General features: G+C 54.0%; 16 protein-coding genes and 1 pseudogene. 7 read left to right on the top strand and 10 right to left on the bottom strand.

What is annotated here, in order from left to right:
* Positions 1 to 54: 54 nt before the first annotated feature.
* The 4 genes and pseudogenes from cspE to mgrB form a co-directional block, all read right to left on the bottom strand.
* Positions 55 to 264 (bottom strand): transcription antiterminator/RNA stability regulator CspE, encoded by a 210-nt coding sequence (gene cspE, locus INF58_RS12445; protein ID WP_001062678.1) that lies wholly within the window; start codon positions 262 to 264, stop codon positions 55 to 57.
* 12 nt (positions 265 to 276) lie between these two features.
* Positions 277 to 421 (bottom strand): annotated as a pseudogene (locus INF58_RS12450) (DUF2627 domain-containing protein).
* A gap of 670 nt (positions 422 to 1,091) precedes the next feature.
* Positions 1,092 to 1,379 carry a YebO family protein gene (locus tag INF58_RS12455; RefSeq protein ID WP_107535549.1) on the bottom strand — a complete coding sequence of 96 codons (288 nt, stop codon included), beginning with the start codon at positions 1,377 to 1,379 and terminating at the stop codon, positions 1,092 to 1,094.
* Positions 1,380 to 1,453: 74 nt separating this feature from the next.
* Complete coding sequence (gene mgrB / locus INF58_RS12460; protein ID WP_063868482.1) at positions 1,454 to 1,597, bottom strand: PhoP/PhoQ regulator MgrB; 144 nt, start codon at positions 1,595 to 1,597, stop codon at positions 1,454 to 1,456.
* Positions 1,598 to 1,757: 160 nt separating this feature from the next.
* Here mgrB and INF58_RS12465 point away from each other — a divergent pair, with 160 nt between their 5' ends.
* The gene (locus tag INF58_RS12465; protein ID WP_063449624.1) at positions 1,758 to 1,997 is read left to right on the top strand and encodes a YobH family protein; all 240 of its coding nucleotides are present in this window, start codon (positions 1,758 to 1,760) and stop codon (positions 1,995 to 1,997) included.
* A 64-nt stretch (positions 1,998 to 2,061) separates the two neighbouring features.
* Here INF58_RS12465 and kdgR read toward each other — a convergent pair whose 3' ends face one another.
* A complete protein-coding gene (gene kdgR / locus INF58_RS12470) occupies positions 2,062 to 2,853 on the bottom strand; it encodes a DNA-binding transcriptional regulator KdgR (protein WP_193527787.1) in 792 nt (263 codons plus the stop codon).
* Positions 2,854 to 3,031: 178 nt separating this feature from the next.
* Here kdgR and INF58_RS12475 point away from each other — a divergent pair, with 178 nt between their 5' ends.
* Positions 3,032 to 4,405: an MFS transporter gene (locus INF58_RS12475; protein WP_193527788.1), complete on the top strand. Its 1,374-nt coding sequence runs from the start codon at positions 3,032 to 3,034 to the stop codon at positions 4,403 to 4,405.
* A 49-nt stretch (positions 4,406 to 4,454) separates the two neighbouring features.
* Here the strand turns inward: INF58_RS12475 and htpX are convergent, their stop codons facing one another.
* The 4 genes from htpX to INF58_RS12495 all read right to left on the bottom strand — a co-directional run bounded on the left by htpX (position 4,455) and on the right by INF58_RS12495 (position 8,878).
* Complete coding sequence (htpX, locus tag INF58_RS12480; protein ID WP_063868480.1) at positions 4,455 to 5,336, bottom strand: protease HtpX; 882 nt, start codon at positions 5,334 to 5,336, stop codon at positions 4,455 to 4,457.
* Positions 5,337 to 5,529: 193 nt separating this feature from the next.
* Positions 5,530 to 7,578, bottom strand: coding sequence for a carboxy terminal-processing peptidase (gene prc, locus INF58_RS12485; protein WP_107535551.1), 2,049 nt, complete (start codon positions 7,576 to 7,578; stop codon positions 5,530 to 5,532).
* A gap of 19 nt (positions 7,579 to 7,597) precedes the next feature.
* On the bottom strand, positions 7,598 to 8,284 hold the full coding sequence (proQ, locus tag INF58_RS12490; RefSeq protein WP_006811005.1) for an RNA chaperone ProQ: 687 nt from the start codon (positions 8,282 to 8,284) through the stop codon (positions 7,598 to 7,600).
* A gap of 96 nt (positions 8,285 to 8,380) precedes the next feature.
* A complete protein-coding gene (locus INF58_RS12495) occupies positions 8,381 to 8,878 on the bottom strand; it encodes a GAF domain-containing protein (protein WP_063868478.1) in 498 nt (165 codons plus the stop codon).
* Between the two features lie 132 nt (positions 8,879 to 9,010).
* Here INF58_RS12495 and yebS point away from each other — a divergent pair, with 132 nt between their 5' ends.
* The 4 genes from yebS (at position 9,011) to INF58_RS12515 (ending at position 14,761) form a co-directional block, all read left to right on the top strand.
* A complete protein-coding gene (yebS, locus tag INF58_RS12500; protein ID WP_063449630.1) occupies positions 9,011 to 10,294 on the top strand; it encodes a membrane integrity lipid transport subunit YebS in 1,284 nt (427 codons plus the stop codon).
* A complete protein-coding gene (locus INF58_RS12505) occupies positions 10,263 to 12,896 on the top strand; it encodes a PqiB family protein (protein WP_063449631.1) in 2,634 nt (877 codons plus the stop codon). The genes yebS and INF58_RS12505 overlap by 32 nt, the downstream gene beginning before the upstream one ends.
* Before the next feature lie 77 nt (positions 12,897 to 12,973).
* Positions 12,974 to 14,416 (top strand): 16S rRNA (cytosine(1407)-C(5))-methyltransferase RsmF, encoded by a 1,443-nt coding sequence (gene rsmF, locus INF58_RS12510; protein WP_370552661.1) that lies wholly within the window; start codon positions 12,974 to 12,976, stop codon positions 14,414 to 14,416.
* Between the two features lie 105 nt (positions 14,417 to 14,521).
* Positions 14,522 to 14,761, top strand: a complete 240-nt coding sequence (locus INF58_RS12515) for a YebV family protein (RefSeq protein WP_006176013.1) — start codon at positions 14,522 to 14,524, stop codon at positions 14,759 to 14,761.
* Between the two features lie 34 nt (positions 14,762 to 14,795).
* On the opposite strand, the gene pphA is transcribed toward INF58_RS12515, so the two are convergent.
* On the bottom strand, positions 14,796 to 15,440 hold the full coding sequence (pphA, locus tag INF58_RS12520) for a protein-serine/threonine phosphatase (protein ID WP_193527790.1): 645 nt from the start codon (positions 15,438 to 15,440) through the stop codon (positions 14,796 to 14,798).
* Between the two features lie 159 nt (positions 15,441 to 15,599).
* Between pphA and INF58_RS12525 the strand changes: the two genes are divergently transcribed.
* Entirely contained in the window at positions 15,600 to 16,580 is a 981-nt protein-coding gene (locus INF58_RS12525) for a VirK/YbjX family protein (RefSeq protein WP_193527791.1), read from the top strand.
* The last annotated feature ends 209 nt before the right edge of the window (positions 16,581 to 16,789 follow it).

Genomic DNA, 16,789 nt, shown 5'->3' on the forward strand with positions numbered 1-16,789 from the left:
CGAGGCTTATGTCTGAGAGCGAAGCGCCTGGCGCTTCAGTCAGCAGTGATTCGATCAGATAGCAGTTACGTTAACCGCAGCTGGGCCTTTCTGGCCGTCCTGAATTTCGAACTCAACGTTCTGGCCTTCAGCCAGAGTTTTGAAGCCGTTACCCTGGATTGCAGAGAAGTGTACGAACACGTCTTTGCTGCCGTCAGCAGGAGTAATGAAACCAAAACCTTTAGATTCGTTGAACCACTTAACTTGACCTTTAATCTTTGCCATTTGCAAAATTCCTTAGAGTGTTTTCTTAGCCCGCAGGCTTTGACATAGATAAAACTGAGACATTACTGCTTGAGGCACTAATATAAGGTTCGGCAGAGAAGCGGTATTCAACGACAACGTGTTTACTCAGGACTTCTTTACTGAAAATGCCACACATAAACAGAACTGTACCTCGTTTGACCCAAAACGTGTTATCACACACAACGTTTAATATGGCAAGCCATTTTTAAACGTGTCTCGATCCGCCGCACAAATTCAGGTGTTACTCCAGAACAATCTGCACGGTTATGCGTATTGTCAAATGAAGCGCCACCTAATCTAACGGCCTACAGAGTGCCTTGACGCGCCCTGTAATCAAAGACTTTTTAAACATAGCTCAATCATTTCAAAGCGTCCATCCCAAACCCTACTTTTCTTTAAAGGAATGACTGAGTTAGAACTTTTTGTGAAAAGTTATGCTGAAAACAATGCAACGCACCAACGTGTGACAGTGAATATAAAAAGTTAATCAGCTATTGCTAACTGTATTAAAATCCACCATTTAATAAGCGTTATTCTGCACCAAAATAATGAAATTTTTATGACTCTGCCTCAAAAGAAGGCAAGCAAAACGTTTCGATAAAAATAAAACACTTTTGGCGAGTTAAAGCACACTATTTATTCGACGAAACGGTATTTGTTAAATAAGGATAAATATTCGCCAGTTTTCAGTGCGCTGAAACAAAAGTTAACTACTGCTTAATTCTTTGCGGGGATGTTGCGGGAAAAACGTGATAAGGGAGGAGATTTACGCCGTACGCTCAGGCCACCTCCCCGATCCGGGCAGACTATCGTTCGGCTACCAGGCGAATGAAGTCTTCCTCGTCTTGTTGCGGAGCAGTAGCGTCCTTCGGTATCGCTTTCGCTTCCGGTTCGTTGGCTTCGCACAAACGACGCAGCAACGCATTCTGCCTTTTCTGCTGATCCAGCAACGCTTCCAGCAGCTCAATTTGTTCGTTTGTGCGGGAACTGGCGCGGTTAACGAAGAACCACAGTACCAGGCCAACAGCCAGCACAACCAACGCCATTACCAGGGATGCAATGCTCAGCAGCCCCGAATTCAGTAACTCACCCATTTCACCACCTCAGTAAAAACCGCTATTTTACCACTGCCGCCACGTAAGAACATCGCTCAGCGTAAAAATGACGTCTACCAGGGGATAAACTTATTGATTGAACAAATGCCGCTAAAGAACTGTACATCCTGATCGCACATCACATTGATAGTCTGCGTCCACAGCACCACGCATGCTATCAACACTATAACCAGAATTACCCAGCGTATTTTTTTCACTCCACACTCCGTCTTATGACCTGATGTAGCCAGGTTATCACGGCTATCTTAAACAGGGGCTAACTGTACCTTCAACTGACTCTTTTCGGAATCGTGCACTTGTTTCACTGCGTAAACCCGTTACGCTTACTCCATGACAACAAAGAAAAAAGAGGCATCGATGCGTTTACTCGTTCGTACGGTAATTGTACTGGCACTTGTGTGGATCGGCCTGCTGTTAAGTGGGTATGGCGTATTAATGGGAAGCAAAGAAAATGCCGCGGGTTTGGGTATTCAGTGTAAATATCTCACCGCCCAGGGGGTAAGCACGGCGCAGTACATCCATTCAGACAGCGGGATCATCGGGCTAAGCAACTGTCCCGTACTGCGTAAGTCCTCTGTCGTGGTTGATAACGGCTAATCAGCGCTGAACTTAATCTGCAAAAACGCCGCAAAAGTGCGGCGTTTTTTACTGGCGGCATCGATCAGAACGGGTAGTCGTTATAGCCCATCTGCTCTGAAATTTTGCGCGCTGCGGTATGCAGAATTGCCACATACTCATGAAGACGCTCTTCGGAAAAACGCAGCGTTGGGAACGAGATGCTCAGGCCCGCAATGACAACGCCGAAGCGGTCAAACACCGGCACACCGATGCAGCGCAGCCCTTCTTCCTGCTCTTCGTTATCTTCCCCGTAGCCCTGCTCGCGTACGCTATCCAGCACGCTCAGCAGTTCATCCGTACTGGTGATAGTGCGGTCGGTGCTACGCTTGTATTCCACGCTGTCAAGGATTTGCTTCACCTCTTCGCGATCGCGCCAGGCCAGCAGCACTTTACCAATTGCGGTACTGTAGAGCGGGTTACGGCGACCGATGCGTGAATACATGCGCAGGTTGTACATGGAATCAATTTTGTGGATGTAAACAATGCTGTCTTCATCCAGTGCGCCGAGGTGAATTGTCTCTTTCGTCAGCCGTGAAAGTTCACGCATCTGAATGTCCGCGCTGCGGATCAGATCCACGTTTTGCAAGGCACGAGCGCCCAGTTCAAACAGCTTCAGGGTCAGAGAATATTTTTCTGATTCTCCTTCCTGCGCGACATAACCCAATGATTTCATCGTCTGCAAAAAGCGATAAACGGTGCTTTTCGACATCATCACACGCTGAGACAACTCTGTAATACCAATTTCACGCTCTTCTCCGAGCGCCTGCAAGATGCCAAACACCTTCAGCACGGAAGAAACAGAATCTGGCTGCTTATCCAAATCTGCGATTGCCATTTATCACCTCATGGAGAGTGTTTTATAAAAATCAGAACCGGTTTTTATTATAAATTCGTGTGATGCGTGCTGCAATCTATCTGGCTTTACTTCGTTACAAATCTGCGACATAAAACCGAAATAACGGTGCTAAAATAGTTAACCTGAAAATAATTTCACGCTGAGTCATTCTTTTCCCATGCAAAAAAACGTTTCTGATGGCCTGCCCTTACCGCAGCGGTACGGGGCAATTGCCACTGTTGTCATCGGCATTTCGATGGCTGTCCTTGACGGTGCGATTGCCAACGTTGCTCTTCCTACCATTGCAAAAGATCTAAATGCGTCTCCCGCAAGCTCCATCTGGATTGTGAACGCGTACCAGATCGCGATTGTGATTTCCCTCCTGTCACTCTCTTTCCTCGGCGATATGTTTGGCTATCGGCGGGTTTACCAGTGCGGGCTGGTGGTCTTTACCCTCACCTCGCTCTTCTGTGCCCTTTCCGATTCACTGCACACCCTCACCCTGGCGCGTATCGCTCAGGGCTTCGGCGGCGCGGCGCTGATGAGCGTGAATACGGCCCTGATTCGGCTTATCTATCCCCATCGCCACCTTGGACGCGGCATGGGCATTAACTCCTTTATTGTGGCCGTGTCGTCTGCCGCCGGGCCGACGATTGCCGCTGCCATTCTGTCTGTCGCCTCGTGGCAGTGGCTGTTTGCCATCAACGTGCCCCTTGGCATCGTGGCTATCTTCTTCGCCCTGCGCTATCTCCCGGAAAATGGGCCGAAAAGCACCACGCCACGCTTCGACCTGCCCAGCGCCGTGATGAACGCGCTGACCTTTGGCCTGCTGATTACCGCGCTGAGCGGATTTGCGCAGGGGCAGTCGCTAATGCTCATTGCCGCAGAAATCGTTGCCATGCTTGTTATCGGCTTTTTCTTTGTACGACGCCAGCTGGCGCTCCCCGTGCCGTTACTTCCGGTAGATTTGCTGCGTATACCGCTGTTCTCGCTCTCCATTTGCACCTCAATTTGCTCGTTTTGCGCCCAGATGCTGGCGCTGGTTGCGCTGCCTTTCTTTTTACAGAGCGTGATTGGTCGTTCGGAAGTGGAAACGGGCTTGCTGCTCACGCCCTGGCCTCTGGCAACCATGGTGATGGCCCCACTGGCCGGCTATCTTATTGAGCGAGTTCACGCCGGACTGCTGGGGGCTATCGGGCTGGTAGTCATGGCAGTGGGACTGTTTGCGCTGGCGCTACTGCCCTCCTCGCCGGGGGATCTGGATATTATCTGGCGCATGATCCTGTGCGGTGCGGGTTTTGGACTGTTCCAGTCACCGAATAACCACACGATTATCACCTCTGCCCCACGCCATCGCAGCGGTGGCGCCAGCGGAATGCTGGGGACGGCAAGACTATTAGGGCAAAGCACCGGGGCCGCACTGGTGGCGTTGATGTTTAACCTTGCCGGGCAAAATGCGACACACGTTGCGCTGATCACCGCTGGGACGCTGGCAACCCTCGCGGCTGTCGTCAGCGGGCTACGTATCACCCAGCCGAAGGCGCAGGCATAAAAAAACCGGGCGGAGATTTCCTGCCCGGTTTTTATTCATGCGGCTGGTATTACTTCAGGTATTCACCGCTACGCAGCGCTTCGATACGTTTATCCAGCGGCGGGTGAGACATAAACAGCTCGCTCAGCGACTTAGATTTACCGTTGATGCAGAAGGCCATCATGCTGTTCGCTTCCTGCGGCTCGTAGCTGGTTTTCAGACGTTGCAGCGCTGCAATCATCTTCTCACGACCCACCAGTTTCGCTGAACCGGCATCTGCATGGAACTCACGGTGACGGGAGAACCACATGGTAATGATGCTTGCCAGGATACCGAACACCAGTTCCAGCACCATCGAAACAGCAAAATAGATCAGCGGGTTGCCGTTGCTCTCTTCACCCTCATCACGGTTGCCGCCCATAAACCCGGCAGCGATTTGCGCCAGAATACGGGAAATAAAGATAACGAAGGTGTTCACCACGCCCTGGATCAGGGTCATGGTGACCATATCGCCGTTGGCGATGTGGCTGATCTCGTGAGCAATAACCGCTTCCGCTTCGTCACGGCTCATGTTTTGCAGCAGACCGGTACTGACGGCCACCAGGGACGCGTCACGACGCGCACCGGTAGCAAATGCGTTAATATCCGGCGCGTGGTAGATCGCCACCTGCGGCATGGCAATGCCCGCCTGCTTTGACTGCTGAGCAACCGTGCTCACCAGCCACTGTTCCATATCGTTACGCGGCTGCTCGATAACTTCACCGCCCACGGATTTCAGTGCCATCCACTTCGACATCAGCAGTGAAATGAAAGAGCCACCGAAACCAAACAGCAGCGCCATAATCAACAGACCCTGAACGCTGCTCGACTGAATTCCCGTCAGGCTTAGCACCAGCCCGAATACCACCATAACCGCAAGGTTGGTGAGCAGGAAGAGCGCGATTCGCATCATAATATTCTTTTAACCTCAGTTTAACAAAACGCACTATGCGATTACCCACATCGTATGGGTATTGCGGGTATTTTCAAGCATCCAGACGGCGTAAGTCACCAGAAAGACACAACTTTACACAATTGGAAATCTGCCTGACGGAAGGATGCAGAACAAAAAGAAACAGGCACAATCTCTTGTGCCTGTTGGGGAGTTATTTTGCCGGAGCGGGTTGCACGGCAGGTTTATCTTTTTCCAGCTTCGCGAGATCAAGCGCGATATGCACCGTCTCGTCCAGGTACGGATCGGGCTCCTGGTAATCCTTAGGCAGATCGTCCAGTTTTTTGAGCAGAGGCTTACCTTCACGCTTGAAGCGATCGTTGATACGCGCCAGACGCGTCGCGTCATCTTCATTGTTCTCTTTCTCACGCTGGGCGTAGTTCAGAGACACAATGTTCCGTTTCGCTTTCAGTGCGTTGAAACGCGCAATGTCCTTCATGATGTACTGGAATTCAGGATCCTTCCCGATGCGATCGTTGTGATTTTTCAACAGTTCCGGTCCGAACTGCTTCATATCACCCGATTTCACGAATGTCGCGGCATCGATGCTATCCCACGGCAGCGCGTTATCTTCAAACTTCTCGCCGGTTTCCGTCTCTTCAGTACCTGTCGGCATCATGATGTCCGGCGTGACGCCCTTACGCTGCGTACTGCCGCCATTGACGCGGTAAAACTTCTGAATGGTGTACTGTACTGAACCCAACGCCGGCCATTCAGGGCGCAGCATCTGGTCATAAATACGGTTCAGAGAGCGGTACTGCTGTACGGTGCCCTTGCCAAACGTCGGTTCGCCGACAATTAACGCCCGGCCATAATCCTGCATGGCGGCAGCAAAGATTTCCGATGCTGAGGCACTGAAGCGATCGACAAGGACCACCAGCGGCCCCTTATAGTAGACCACGCCATCGGTATCGGCATCTTCACGCACTTTACCGTTGTTATCGCGCACCTGCACCACCGGGCCAGACGGGATAAACAGCCCGGACAGCGAGACGGCTTCGGTCAGTGCCCCGCCGCCGTTGCTGCGCAGGTCAATGATCACGCTGCTGACATTCTGCTTCTCAAGCTTCTGTAGCTGCACTTTCACGTCATCGGTCAGGCCAACGTAGAAGCCCGGGATATCCAGTACGCCAACCTTTTCTTTCCCCACGGTTTTCACCGACATTTTCACCGCGCGATCTTCCAGACGGATACGCTCACGGGTCAGGGTAATGATGCGGGTTTTGGTGCCCTTACCGGCTGGCAGGATCTCCAGGCGCACTTTGCTGCCCTTCGGCCCTTTGATCAGCGCAACAACGTCATCAAGACGCCAGCCAATCACGTCCACCATGCTCTTTCCGGTCTGACCAACACCGACAATGCGGTCGCCTACGCTGATCGCTTTGCTTTTAGAAGCAGGGCCGCCGGCCACCATGGAGTTGATAACGGTGTAGTCATCGTCCATCTGAAGCACTGCACCAATACCTTCCAGAGACAGGCTCATTTCGGTATTGAACTGTTCGGTGTTACGTGGAGAGAGATAGTTGGTGTGCGGGTCAATTTCATGCGCAAACGCGGTCATCGCCAGTGAAAAAACGTCTTCACTGTTGGTCTGCGCCAGACGACGAATAGCGAACTTGTAGCGACGGTTTAACGTCTCACGGATCTCTTTCTCGTCTTTGCCGGTGAGCTTGAGGCTCAGTTCATCATATTTGACTTTTCCGTCCCACAGCGCATTCAGCTCAGCCTCGTCTTTCGGCCATGGCGCTTTGCTGCGGTCCAGATTAAAGGTGTCGTTGCCGGTGAAGTCCATTGGACGTTCCAGCACTTTGAGCGCGTATTGATAACGTTCAAAACGGCGCTTTTGCGATAAGTTGTAGAGATCGTAAAACAGATCCAGCTTTCCGGAGCGCAGCTCATCACCCACTTCGGATTTGCGTTTCGCGAACTGTTCGACATCGCTGGCCAGCAGTACGTTATGGCTGTAATCCAGCAAGTTCAGATAACGGTCAAAGATTTTGGCCGAAAAGGCCTGATCGAGATCGAACTGACGATAGTGCGAACGAGTAAAGCGCGACGTCACGCGCTCACTCACCGTCGCGTGCTGAGTCTCTTCCTTGAGAACCGGAATTTGATCGACACGCGTAATATCGTCCACAGCGAAAGCGTGGCCTGTTATAGCAAACAGGCCAGCCAGCGCGGTGAGCTTAAAAAAAGTGTTCATGCCAGGCTCGGCCTCCGTTTCAGAACAACAAGTGTTCTGCGCGTACAATCATTGACATACCAGAAGTCAGCTGTACACGAACGCCATCTTTGGTGATTTCCAGTACGGTGGCGTCCATCGCGTTGTTACCCGCTTTCACCTTCAGAGACTGACCCACGCTCAGCGCATTGATGTCAGAAACCGGGGTGTGGCGCGGCTCTTCGCGCGGCGCACGTGGGGCTTTAGCTGCTGGTTTGTCAGCACGCGGTTTGCGATCGTTATTTTCTGCACGACGCGGTGCCGGGCGCGGTTTACGCTCGCGACGAGGGGCGTCTTCCTGACCGTTTGCCGCTGCGGCTTCGCGTTTTTTCGCCTGCTGTTCCGCACGCTGTGCCTGCACGCGAGCTTTGGCTTCTTCAAGCTGCTTACGCGCATGTTCTACGTGCTGTTCGTCCAGCTCACCGCACGGGTTGCCGTCAAGGTCGACACGGGTCGCACCCGGCTTGATACCGTACAGGTAACGCCAGCTCGAGGTATAAAGGCGTAATGCAGAGCGAAGCTGCGTTTTGCTGAGGTTCATCTCCCCCTCAACGCGCGCGACCAGATCCTGAAAGATACCGACTTTCAGAGGACGCGCTTCACCTTCAGCGCTGAAGCACTGCGGGAAACGCTCGGCCAGAAATGCGATAACTTCTTTACTGCTATTCAACTTAGGTTGATTTTCCATGAAATTTCCTGATTACAACGGACGTTGCCAACAAGCGCAGGCATGAACAGGCGACATTATAATGACGCTATCAGTAAATGCTACGTTATCCGTTGATTATCCTGCGACGCTCGCAAAGAATTTATGATAATCGGTCTCTGCAAGAACATTTTCCAGGTTCGCCGCAAGCGTGCGCAGCCCCTGTTCGTCCTCGGCAGTGAAGCGGCTGAAGACCGTGCTGTCGATATCCAGAACGCCAATAATCTGGTTTTTTACCACCAGCGGCAGTACGATTTCAGCGTTGCTTGCGGCATCACAGGCAATATGGCCGTCAAACGCGTGGACGTCTTCAACGCGCTGAACCTCACGCGTTGCCACGGCGGTACCGCACACGCCGCGCCCTACCGGAATGCGAACGCAGGCCAGCTTGCCCTGAAACGGCCCAAGCACCAGCGTGTCGTCTTCCAGCAGATAAAAGCCGGCCCAGTTCACGTCAGAGAGGCGCTCGAAGAGTAACGCGCTGGTATTTGCCAGAGTGGCTAAGAAACTGGTTTCCCCTGCCATTAATGCTTTAAAATCGCGGTTCAGATCCGCGTAGAATTCTGTTTTGTTCATTCTTCAATCACTTAGTTAACTTACAAATTTACCGCATAGCCTATTAAAATAAGCATTAAATGCGCTCATGCTCAAGATGAATCCGTACATGAGTTATTATAACTTTCAACAATACTAAACCGTGCGCGACTCATGGCCATAAAAACACCCAAAATTACGCCGACAGGAAAGATCGTTATCCATACGGTAAGCGAAGCTTTGCCTCGTGCACATTATCAGCGTTGCCCCCAGTGCGATACGCTTTTTATGTTGCCGAAGATGAAATCGCACCAAAGCGCCTTTTGTCCTCGCTGCGATGCCAAAATTCGCGATGGACGAGACTGGTCGCTAACGCGTCTGGCCGCAATGGCGGTCACCATGCTGCTGCTGATGCCGTTTGCCTGGACCGAACCGCTGCTGAAGCTCTATCTTCTGGGCGTGCGCATCGACGCCAACGTATTTCAGGGGATCTGGCAGATGACGCGCGAGGGCGATCCGCTCACCGGCGCGATGGTGCTCTTCTGCGTGGTCGGCGCGCCGCTGGTGCTGGTCGCGGCGATTGCCTACCTGTGGTTTGGCAATATTCTGGGGATGAACCTGCGCCCGGTGCTGCTGATGCTGGATAAGCTCAAAGAGTGGGTCATGCTGGATATCTATCTGGTGGGCGTCGGCGTGGCCTCCATCAAGGTGCAGGACTACGCGTTTTTACAGCCCGGCATTGGCCTTTTTGCGTTCATATCGCTGGTCCTGCTGAGCATTTTGACCATGATCCATCTGAACGTTGAACAGCTCTGGGAGCGCTTTTACCCTCAGCGCCCCGCGACACGGCCTGATGAAAACCTGCGCGTCTGCCTGGGATGTCATTACACCGGTTTTCCGGATAAACGCGGCAGGTGCCCGCGCTGCCATATTCCGCTAAGATTGCGGCGCAACAATAGCCTGCAAAAATGCTGGGCGGCGCTGATCGCCTCTCTGGTATTTTTGTTCCCGGCCAACATGCTGCCCATCTCGGTGATTTACGTGAACGGCGCCCGCCAGGAAGATACGATCCTCTCCGGAATTATTTCTCTGGCGCACAGTAACGTGGGGGTCGCCGCGATTGTTTTTATCGCCAGTATTCTGGTGCCCTTTACCAAAGTGGTGGTGATGTTTACGCTACTTATCAGCATTCACTTTAAATGCGAACAAGGACTCCGCACCCGCATCCTGCTTCTGCGATTCGTGACCTGGATCGGTCGCTGGTCGATGTTGGATCTGTTCGTGATTTCGCTGATGATGTCGCTCATCAATCGCGATCAGTTGCTTGCTTTTACCATGGGACCCGCAGCTTTTTATTTCGGCTCTGCGGTGATATTGACTATTCTTGCAGTGGAATGGCTGGACAGCCGCTTACTTTGGGACGCACATGAGTCAGGAAACGCCCGCTTCGCCGACTGAAGCGAGAATTAAAACAAAACGTCGTATTTCGCCATTCTGGCTGCTGCCTGTCATCGCGCTGATGATCGCAGGCTGGCTTATCTGGACGAGCTATGAAGATCGCGGAAGTACCATCACGATTGATTTCCAGTCTGCGGACGGCATTGTCGCCGGACGTACCCCCGTTCGCTTCCAGGGGGTGGAAGTGGGTACCGTGCAGGATATCTCCCTCGGCAAAGGGCTGAACAAAATCCAGGTGCGGGCGAGCATTAAGTCCGATATGCAGGACGCGCTGCGCGCCGAAACGCAGTTCTGGCTGGTAACGCCAAAAGCCTCGCTGGCCGGCGTTTCCGGGCTGGATGCGCTTGTGGGCGGTAACTATATCGGCATGATGCCCGGTAAAGGTGAGCCGCAGGATCACTTCGTTGCGCTGGATACGCAGCCGAAATACCGGCTGAATAACGGCGATTTGATGATCCATCTCCGCGCGCCGGATTTAGGATCGCTGAACAGCGGTTCTCTGGTCTATTTCCGCAAAATTCCGGTTGGCCGCGTGTACGATTACGCCATTAACCCGAACAAAGACGGCGTGACCATCGACGTGCTGATCGAACGGCGCTTTACCAACCTGGTGAAAAAAGGCAGCCGCTTCTGGAACGTCTCCGGCGTCGATGCCGATCTGAGCTTAAGCGGTGCGAAAGTGAAGCTTGAGAGCCTGGCGGCGCTGGTGAATGGCGCTATCGCCTTCGATTCCCCGGAAGGCTCAAGCCCTGCCGCCGCTGAAGATACGTTTGGCCTGTATGCTGACCTGGCGCACAGCCAGCGCGGCGTCATCGTCAAGCTGACCCTGCCGGATGCAAAAGGGCTGAAAGCCGGCTCGACCCCGCTGATGTACCAGGGATTAGAGGTCGGTCAGCTGACGAAATTAACCCTCAATGCGGGCGGCTCCGTCACCGGCGAGATGACCGTGGATCCAAGCGTGGTCGATCTCCTGCGGGAGAAGACGCGTATTGAGCTGCGTAATCCGAAGCTGTCGCTCAGCGACGCCAGCATCAGCTCGCTGCTGACCGGCAGTACTTTCGAGCTGATCCCGGGAGAAGGCCAGCCGAATAAAACCTTTGTTATCGCCCCGGCGGATAAAGCGCTGCTGCAAAAGCCGGGCGTGCAGACGATTACCCTGAACGCACCGGAGAGCTATGGCATCGAAGCCGGACAGCCGCTGATCCTGCACGGTGTGCAGGTAGGCCAGGTTCTCGAGCGTAAGCTGACAGAAAAAGGGGTCTCCTTCTCCGCCGCCATCGATCCGCAGTACAGCAATCTGGTGCACGGCGACAGTAAATTTGTGGTCAACAGCCGGGTCGACGTGAAGGTGGGCCTGGACGGCGTTGAGTTCCTCGGCGCCAGCGCCAGCGAGTGGGTCAACGGCGGGATCCGCATTCTGCCGGGCAGCAAAGGTGCGCTGCGCGAGAGCTATCCGTTGTTTGCCAATCTGGACAAAGCCATTGAAAACAGCATGGGCGATCTGCCGACCACCACGCTGACCTTAAGTGCTGAAACGCTGCCGGATGTCCAGGCGGGCTCCGTGGTGCTCTACCGCAAGTTTGAGGTCGGGGAAGTGATCACCGTTCGCCCTCGCGCGGACGCGTTTGATATCGAACTGCACATCAAGCCGGAGTACCGCAAGCTGCTCACGCCAAACAGCGTGTTCTGGGCGGAAGGCGGCGCGAAGGTGCAGCTTAACGGCAGCGGCCTGACCGTACAGGCGTCTCCCCTCTCCCGTGCCCTGCGCGGTGCGATCAGCTTTGACAACCTGAGCGGCGCGGGCGGCAACATGCGTAAAGGTGACAAGCGGATCCTCTTCCCGTCTGAAACCGCAGCGCGCGCCGTCGGGGGGCAGATTACGCTACATACCTTTGATGCCGGTAAACTGGCGGAGGGGATGCCTATCCGCTATCTCGGCATTGATATCGGGCAGGTCCAGAAGCTGAAGCTCATCACCGCGCGCAATGAAGTCCAGGCCACCGCCGTGCTTTATCCGGAATATGTGCAGACGTTTGCCCGCGCTGGCTCGCGCTTCTCGGTGGTTACGCCGCAAATTTCTGCCGCAGGGGTTGAGCACCTCGACACTATACTTCAGCCGTACATTAACGTTGAACCGGGTCGCGGCAACGCACGTCGTGAGTTTGAGTTGCAGGAGGCGACCATCACCGATTCCCGCTATCTGGACGGTCTGAGCATCGTGGTTGAAGTGCCGGAAGCCGGTTCGCTGGGCATCGGCACGCCGGTGCTGTTCCGCGGCATTGAGGTAGGGACGGTAACCAGCCTGACGCTGGGTAATCTGTCCGATCGCGTGATGGTCGGCCTGCGCATCAGCCAGCGTTATCAGCATCTGGTCCGCAATAACTCGGTGTTCTGGCTGGCTTCAGGTTACTCCCTCGACTTCGGCCTGACCGGCGGTGTGGTGAAAACGGGGACCTTTAACCAGTTCATTCGCGGCGGCATTGCCTTCGCAACGCCGCCTGGCACGCCTCTGGCACCTAAAGCGCAGGCAGGTAAACACTTCCTGCTGCTGGAAAGTGAACCGAAAGAGTGGCGCGAATGGGGAACGGCGCTGCCGCGTTAATCTCGCAGGCTCCGGTGTCAACGCGCCGGAGCCTTTATGTTACACTGCGCGCCTGAATGTTTCCCTGTGGTGTGCCCGTGGCTCAAAACTCCGTATTTCTTCCCAAACAATTCCTCGCGCAGATGCGCGAGGCGCTTCCTGCTCATCTCTCATTCGACGATTTCATCGCCGCCTGCCAGCGCCCTTTGCGCCGGAGTATTCGCGTCAATACGCTAAAAATCAGCGTCGGGGCATTCCTGGATCTCGTCTCCCCCTACGGCTGGCAGCTGACGCCGGTGCCGTGGTGTGAAGAAGGGTTCTGGATCGAGCGGGATGACGAGGAAAGCTTGCCCCTCGGCAGCACCGCCGAGCACCTGAGCGGGCTGTTTTATATTCAGGAAGCCAGCTCCATGCTGCCGGTTGCCGCGCTGTTTGCCGATGATAACCAGCCTGAACGGGTGATGGATGTCGCCGCGGCGCCGGGCTCTAAAACCACGCAGATTGCCGCCCGGATGAACAACCGCGGCGCGATCCTCGCCAATGAATTTTCCGCCAGCCGCGTGAAGGTTCTCCACGCCAATATCAGCCGCTGCGGGATCCACAACGTCGCGTTGACGCACTTTGACGGTCGCGTTTTTGGGGCCGCCCTGCCGGAAGCCTTTGATGCCATCCTGCTTGATGCGCCCTGCTCCGGCGAAGGCGTGGTGCGAAAAGATCCTGATGCATTAAAAAACTGGTCCGTTGAAAGCAACCTTGAGATCGCCGCCACGCAGCGTGAACTGATCGACAGCGCGTTCCATGCCCTGCGCCCCGGCGGCACGCTGGTTTACTCCACCTGCACGCTGAACCGCGATGAAAACGAGGATGTCTGCCTGTGGCTGAAGGCGCGCTATCCGGACGCCGTCGAGTTTTTACCGCTGGATACGCTGTTTGACTCGGCCAGTGAAGCCGCCACGCCTGAAGGCTTCCTCCATGTCTTCCCGCAGATTTACGATTGCGAAGGTTTCTTCGTCGCGCGCCTGCGTAAAACCGGCGCCGTAGAGCCCCTGCCCGCGCCGACGTTTAAGGTCGGTAAATTCCCCTTCACGCCGGTTAAAGGCCGTGAAGCGGCACAGGTGGAGGCGGCTGCAAACAAAGTGGGACTGCGCTGGGATGAGAGCCTGCACCTCTGGATGCGTGACAAAGAGCTGTGGCTGTTCCCGACCCATATCGAACCGCTAATGGGTAAAGTGCGTTTCTCCCGCCTTGGTATTCGCCTGGCGGAGATCCACAACAAAGGCTATCGCTGGCAGCATGAAGCGGTCATTGCGCTGGCTGGTCATGAAAACACGTTCGCCCTGACGCATCAGGAAGCGGAGGAGTGGTATCGCGGTCGTGACGTTTATCCGGAAAACGGTCCGGCGCAGGATGAAACGATCGTGACGTATCAGGGTTTTCCGCTGGGTCTGGCGAAAAAAGTCGGCTCGCGGCTGAAAAACAGTTATCCACGTGAACTGGTTCGCGATGGCCGTCTGTTTACCGGTAACAGCCGCACCGCCTGAAAAAAACGCATTTTTTTACTGGCGATTTCGCTCTCCTTGTCTAGGATCAAAAATGGATGACTTCACTGGTCATACCAGATTTTGGGCAACAAACCGGAGAGCATTATGACGAAAACCAGCGTACGCATTGGCGCTTTTGAAATCGACGACGCTGAATTGCGCGGCGAAGCACAAGGCGATCGAACGTTAAGTATTCCCTGCAAATCCGATCCGGATTTGTGCATGCAACTGGACGCCTGGGATGCAGACACCAGCGTCCCGGCGATCCTTGATGGGGAACATTCCGTTCTGTACCGTGAGCATTACGACAGTAAAACCGATGCCTGGGTCCTGCGTCTTGCCTGACCCAAAGAGAACCCGCCCGAAGGCGGGTTATTTATTACTGAAGCTGCACCAGCGTCAGGAAGCCCCCAAACACCGCCCCCGTATCGATATAGTGCAGATTGTTAAAGTCATACCGCTTGTCTACGGGCGTGTGTCCAAACCAGAAGTGATCCGCCCCGCTAACGCCCTGGCCTTTACCCACCATAAAGCCCATTAAACGATCGCGGTCCCACAGCACGCGCCTGACATCAACCGGCTTTTGCCAGACATATTCGGCTGAGGGATAATCCGCATGAGCCACAACGTTCAGGCCATTTATGCAGGTTATTTCAATGACGTGCGGTAAGGTCCGGCAGGCGTTGAGTAACGTCAGCGCCTGTTTTTGTTGTTCACCCTTAAGCGCGCTAAACCAAATACCGCCATTTACCGACCACAGGCTAAAATCATTATTTTCCAGCGCATCTAACGCCATTTGCTCGTGATTGCCGCGCACCGCATAAAACCAGTTTTCCTGCATCAGCTGTAAACATTTTACGCTGTCAGGCCCGCGATCGATAATATCTCCCACGGAGATCAGCAGATCCGTATCAGGATTAAAATGCCGACGTTTCAGCGCATCTAAAAGCTGCTGATAGCAACCATGAATATCGCTGACAACCCAGACATGACGCCAGTCTTTACCCTCTATTTTCTGATACATAAGCCCTCCATTCTGAAGTATAGCCGCAGCAGAAAATGTCCAGTCAGATATTACAAACCCCAACAAACCCTCAACCAGCCGGAAATAAACCCTGCCGCGCTATTAATCCTTTATTACCGGCCCCCTAAAATAGAGCGCAATAAAACGAGGGATTTTTACGTGTCGAACTTACACCTGCAAAATGATGTTTTTTATCCGCATCGCACAAATATTATTTCGGAACTGATTAAGGGAAAACGCGTTCCAGGGCCTATCTGGCAAAAACGTGAATACCGTCTGAAGTTTCTTTTGCGCTCGCTTTTATTCTGGTCTTCCACCCATCGTATGCTGGAGGCGCTATCCGGACGCGATGATTTTGACAGATTACTGGCGGCACAAATTACGCTGCCGAGCAAAACCCACCGTCAGTACCTGATGCGCGGCCTGAACGCCAATGACAGAGCCGACGCCATCGTCAGCCACTACCACTGGATTGACAGCCTGAAAGATCGGATGCTCGCTCAGGCCCTCGCGAGCCCCAATGAGCTGCCCGTGGCGCAGTTTGAGGCGAAAAACGGGGTGATCTATACCGTTACAGCCTCCTCCGCGGGCAAGGCCGAACGCGAGGGCGAAAGTACGCTGTGGCTGCACGACCATGAAGATACCCTTCTCGCCAGCCTGACGTTTTGCGTTGCGCGCAGCAACGGGCGCTCTGTGCTGGTGATTGGCGGCCTTCAGGGCCCGCGCCGCAGCGTCTCGCGGGACGTTATCAAGCAGGCCACACGTGCCTGCCACGGGCTGTTCCCGAAGCGCGTGCTGATGGAGGTGATCTTCCAGCTCGCCTCACACTCGAACATCAGCGCTATCTTTGCCGTCAGCGATGAGGGGCACGTATTTCGCGCCCTGCGCTACCGGCTGAGCAAAGGCCGACATTTCCACGCCAGCTACGACGAGTTCTGGGAAAGCCTGAACGGAAAACAGCTCTCACCTCTTTGCTGGCAGCTGCCGCTGCGGATAGCGCGCAAATCGCTGGATGAGATCGCCAGCAAGAAACGCGCAGAATACCGCCGCCGCTTTGCGCTTCTCGATAATATTGCGGCTTCCGTCAATGCCCGGATTGAGCCCTTGGCGACATCAGGCGAAAAACAAACAAAAATTTAACAAAACAGCCAAAAAGGACTGGACTTACGCCTGCCGGGTTGTGGTATGTTTTAAGCAGGCGCACAGGAAGTGAACCTTCTGCTGAGACGAAAACCGGATTTTATCGTTTACTATGAAGCAGATAAAAAGAGACCGAATACGATTCCTGTATTCGGTCCAGGGAAATGGCTCTTGGGAGAGAGCCGTGCGCTAAAAGTTGGCATTAATGC

The sequence above is a fragment of the Enterobacter cloacae complex sp. P24RS genome (assembly GCF_014982165.1).
GTDB lineage: Bacteria > Pseudomonadota > Gammaproteobacteria > Enterobacterales > Enterobacteriaceae > Enterobacter > Enterobacter quasihormaechei.

What these genes read in the sequence shown, in the direction of transcription:
- cspE (WP_001062678.1), bottom strand. Translation starts at nt 264, where the DNA reads ATGGCAAAGATTAAAGGTCAAGTTAAGTGGTTCAACGAATCTAAAGGT.
- INF58_RS12455 (WP_107535549.1), bottom strand. Translation starts at nt 1,379, where the DNA reads ATGGGTGAGTTACTGAATTCGGGGCTGCTGAGCATTGCATCCCTGGTA.
- INF58_RS12465 (WP_063449624.1), top strand. Translation starts at nt 1,758, where the DNA reads ATGCGTTTACTCGTTCGTACGGTAATTGTACTGGCACTTGTGTGGATC.
- kdgR (WP_193527787.1), bottom strand. Translation starts at nt 2,853, where the DNA reads ATGGCAATCGCAGATTTGGATAAGCAGCCAGATTCTGTTTCTTCCGTG.
- INF58_RS12475 (WP_193527788.1), top strand. Translation starts at nt 3,032, where the DNA reads ATGCAAAAAAACGTTTCTGATGGCCTGCCCTTACCGCAGCGGTACGGG.
- htpX (WP_063868480.1), bottom strand. Translation starts at nt 5,336, where the DNA reads ATGATGCGAATCGCGCTCTTCCTGCTCACCAACCTTGCGGTTATGGTG.
- prc (WP_107535551.1), bottom strand. Translation starts at nt 7,578, where the DNA reads ATGAACACTTTTTTTAAGCTCACCGCGCTGGCTGGCCTGTTTGCTATA.
- proQ (WP_006811005.1), bottom strand. Translation starts at nt 8,284, where the DNA reads ATGGAAAATCAACCTAAGTTGAATAGCAGTAAAGAAGTTATCGCATTT.
- INF58_RS12495 (WP_063868478.1), bottom strand. Translation starts at nt 8,878, where the DNA reads ATGAACAAAACAGAATTCTACGCGGATCTGAACCGCGATTTTAAAGCA.
- yebS (WP_063449630.1), top strand. Translation starts at nt 9,011, where the DNA reads ATGGCCATAAAAACACCCAAAATTACGCCGACAGGAAAGATCGTTATC.
- INF58_RS12505 (WP_063449631.1), top strand. Translation starts at nt 10,263, where the DNA reads ATGAGTCAGGAAACGCCCGCTTCGCCGACTGAAGCGAGAATTAAAACA.
- INF58_RS12515 (WP_006176013.1), top strand. Translation starts at nt 14,522, where the DNA reads ATGACGAAAACCAGCGTACGCATTGGCGCTTTTGAAATCGACGACGCT.
- pphA (WP_193527790.1), bottom strand. Translation starts at nt 15,440, where the DNA reads ATGTATCAGAAAATAGAGGGTAAAGACTGGCGTCATGTCTGGGTTGTC.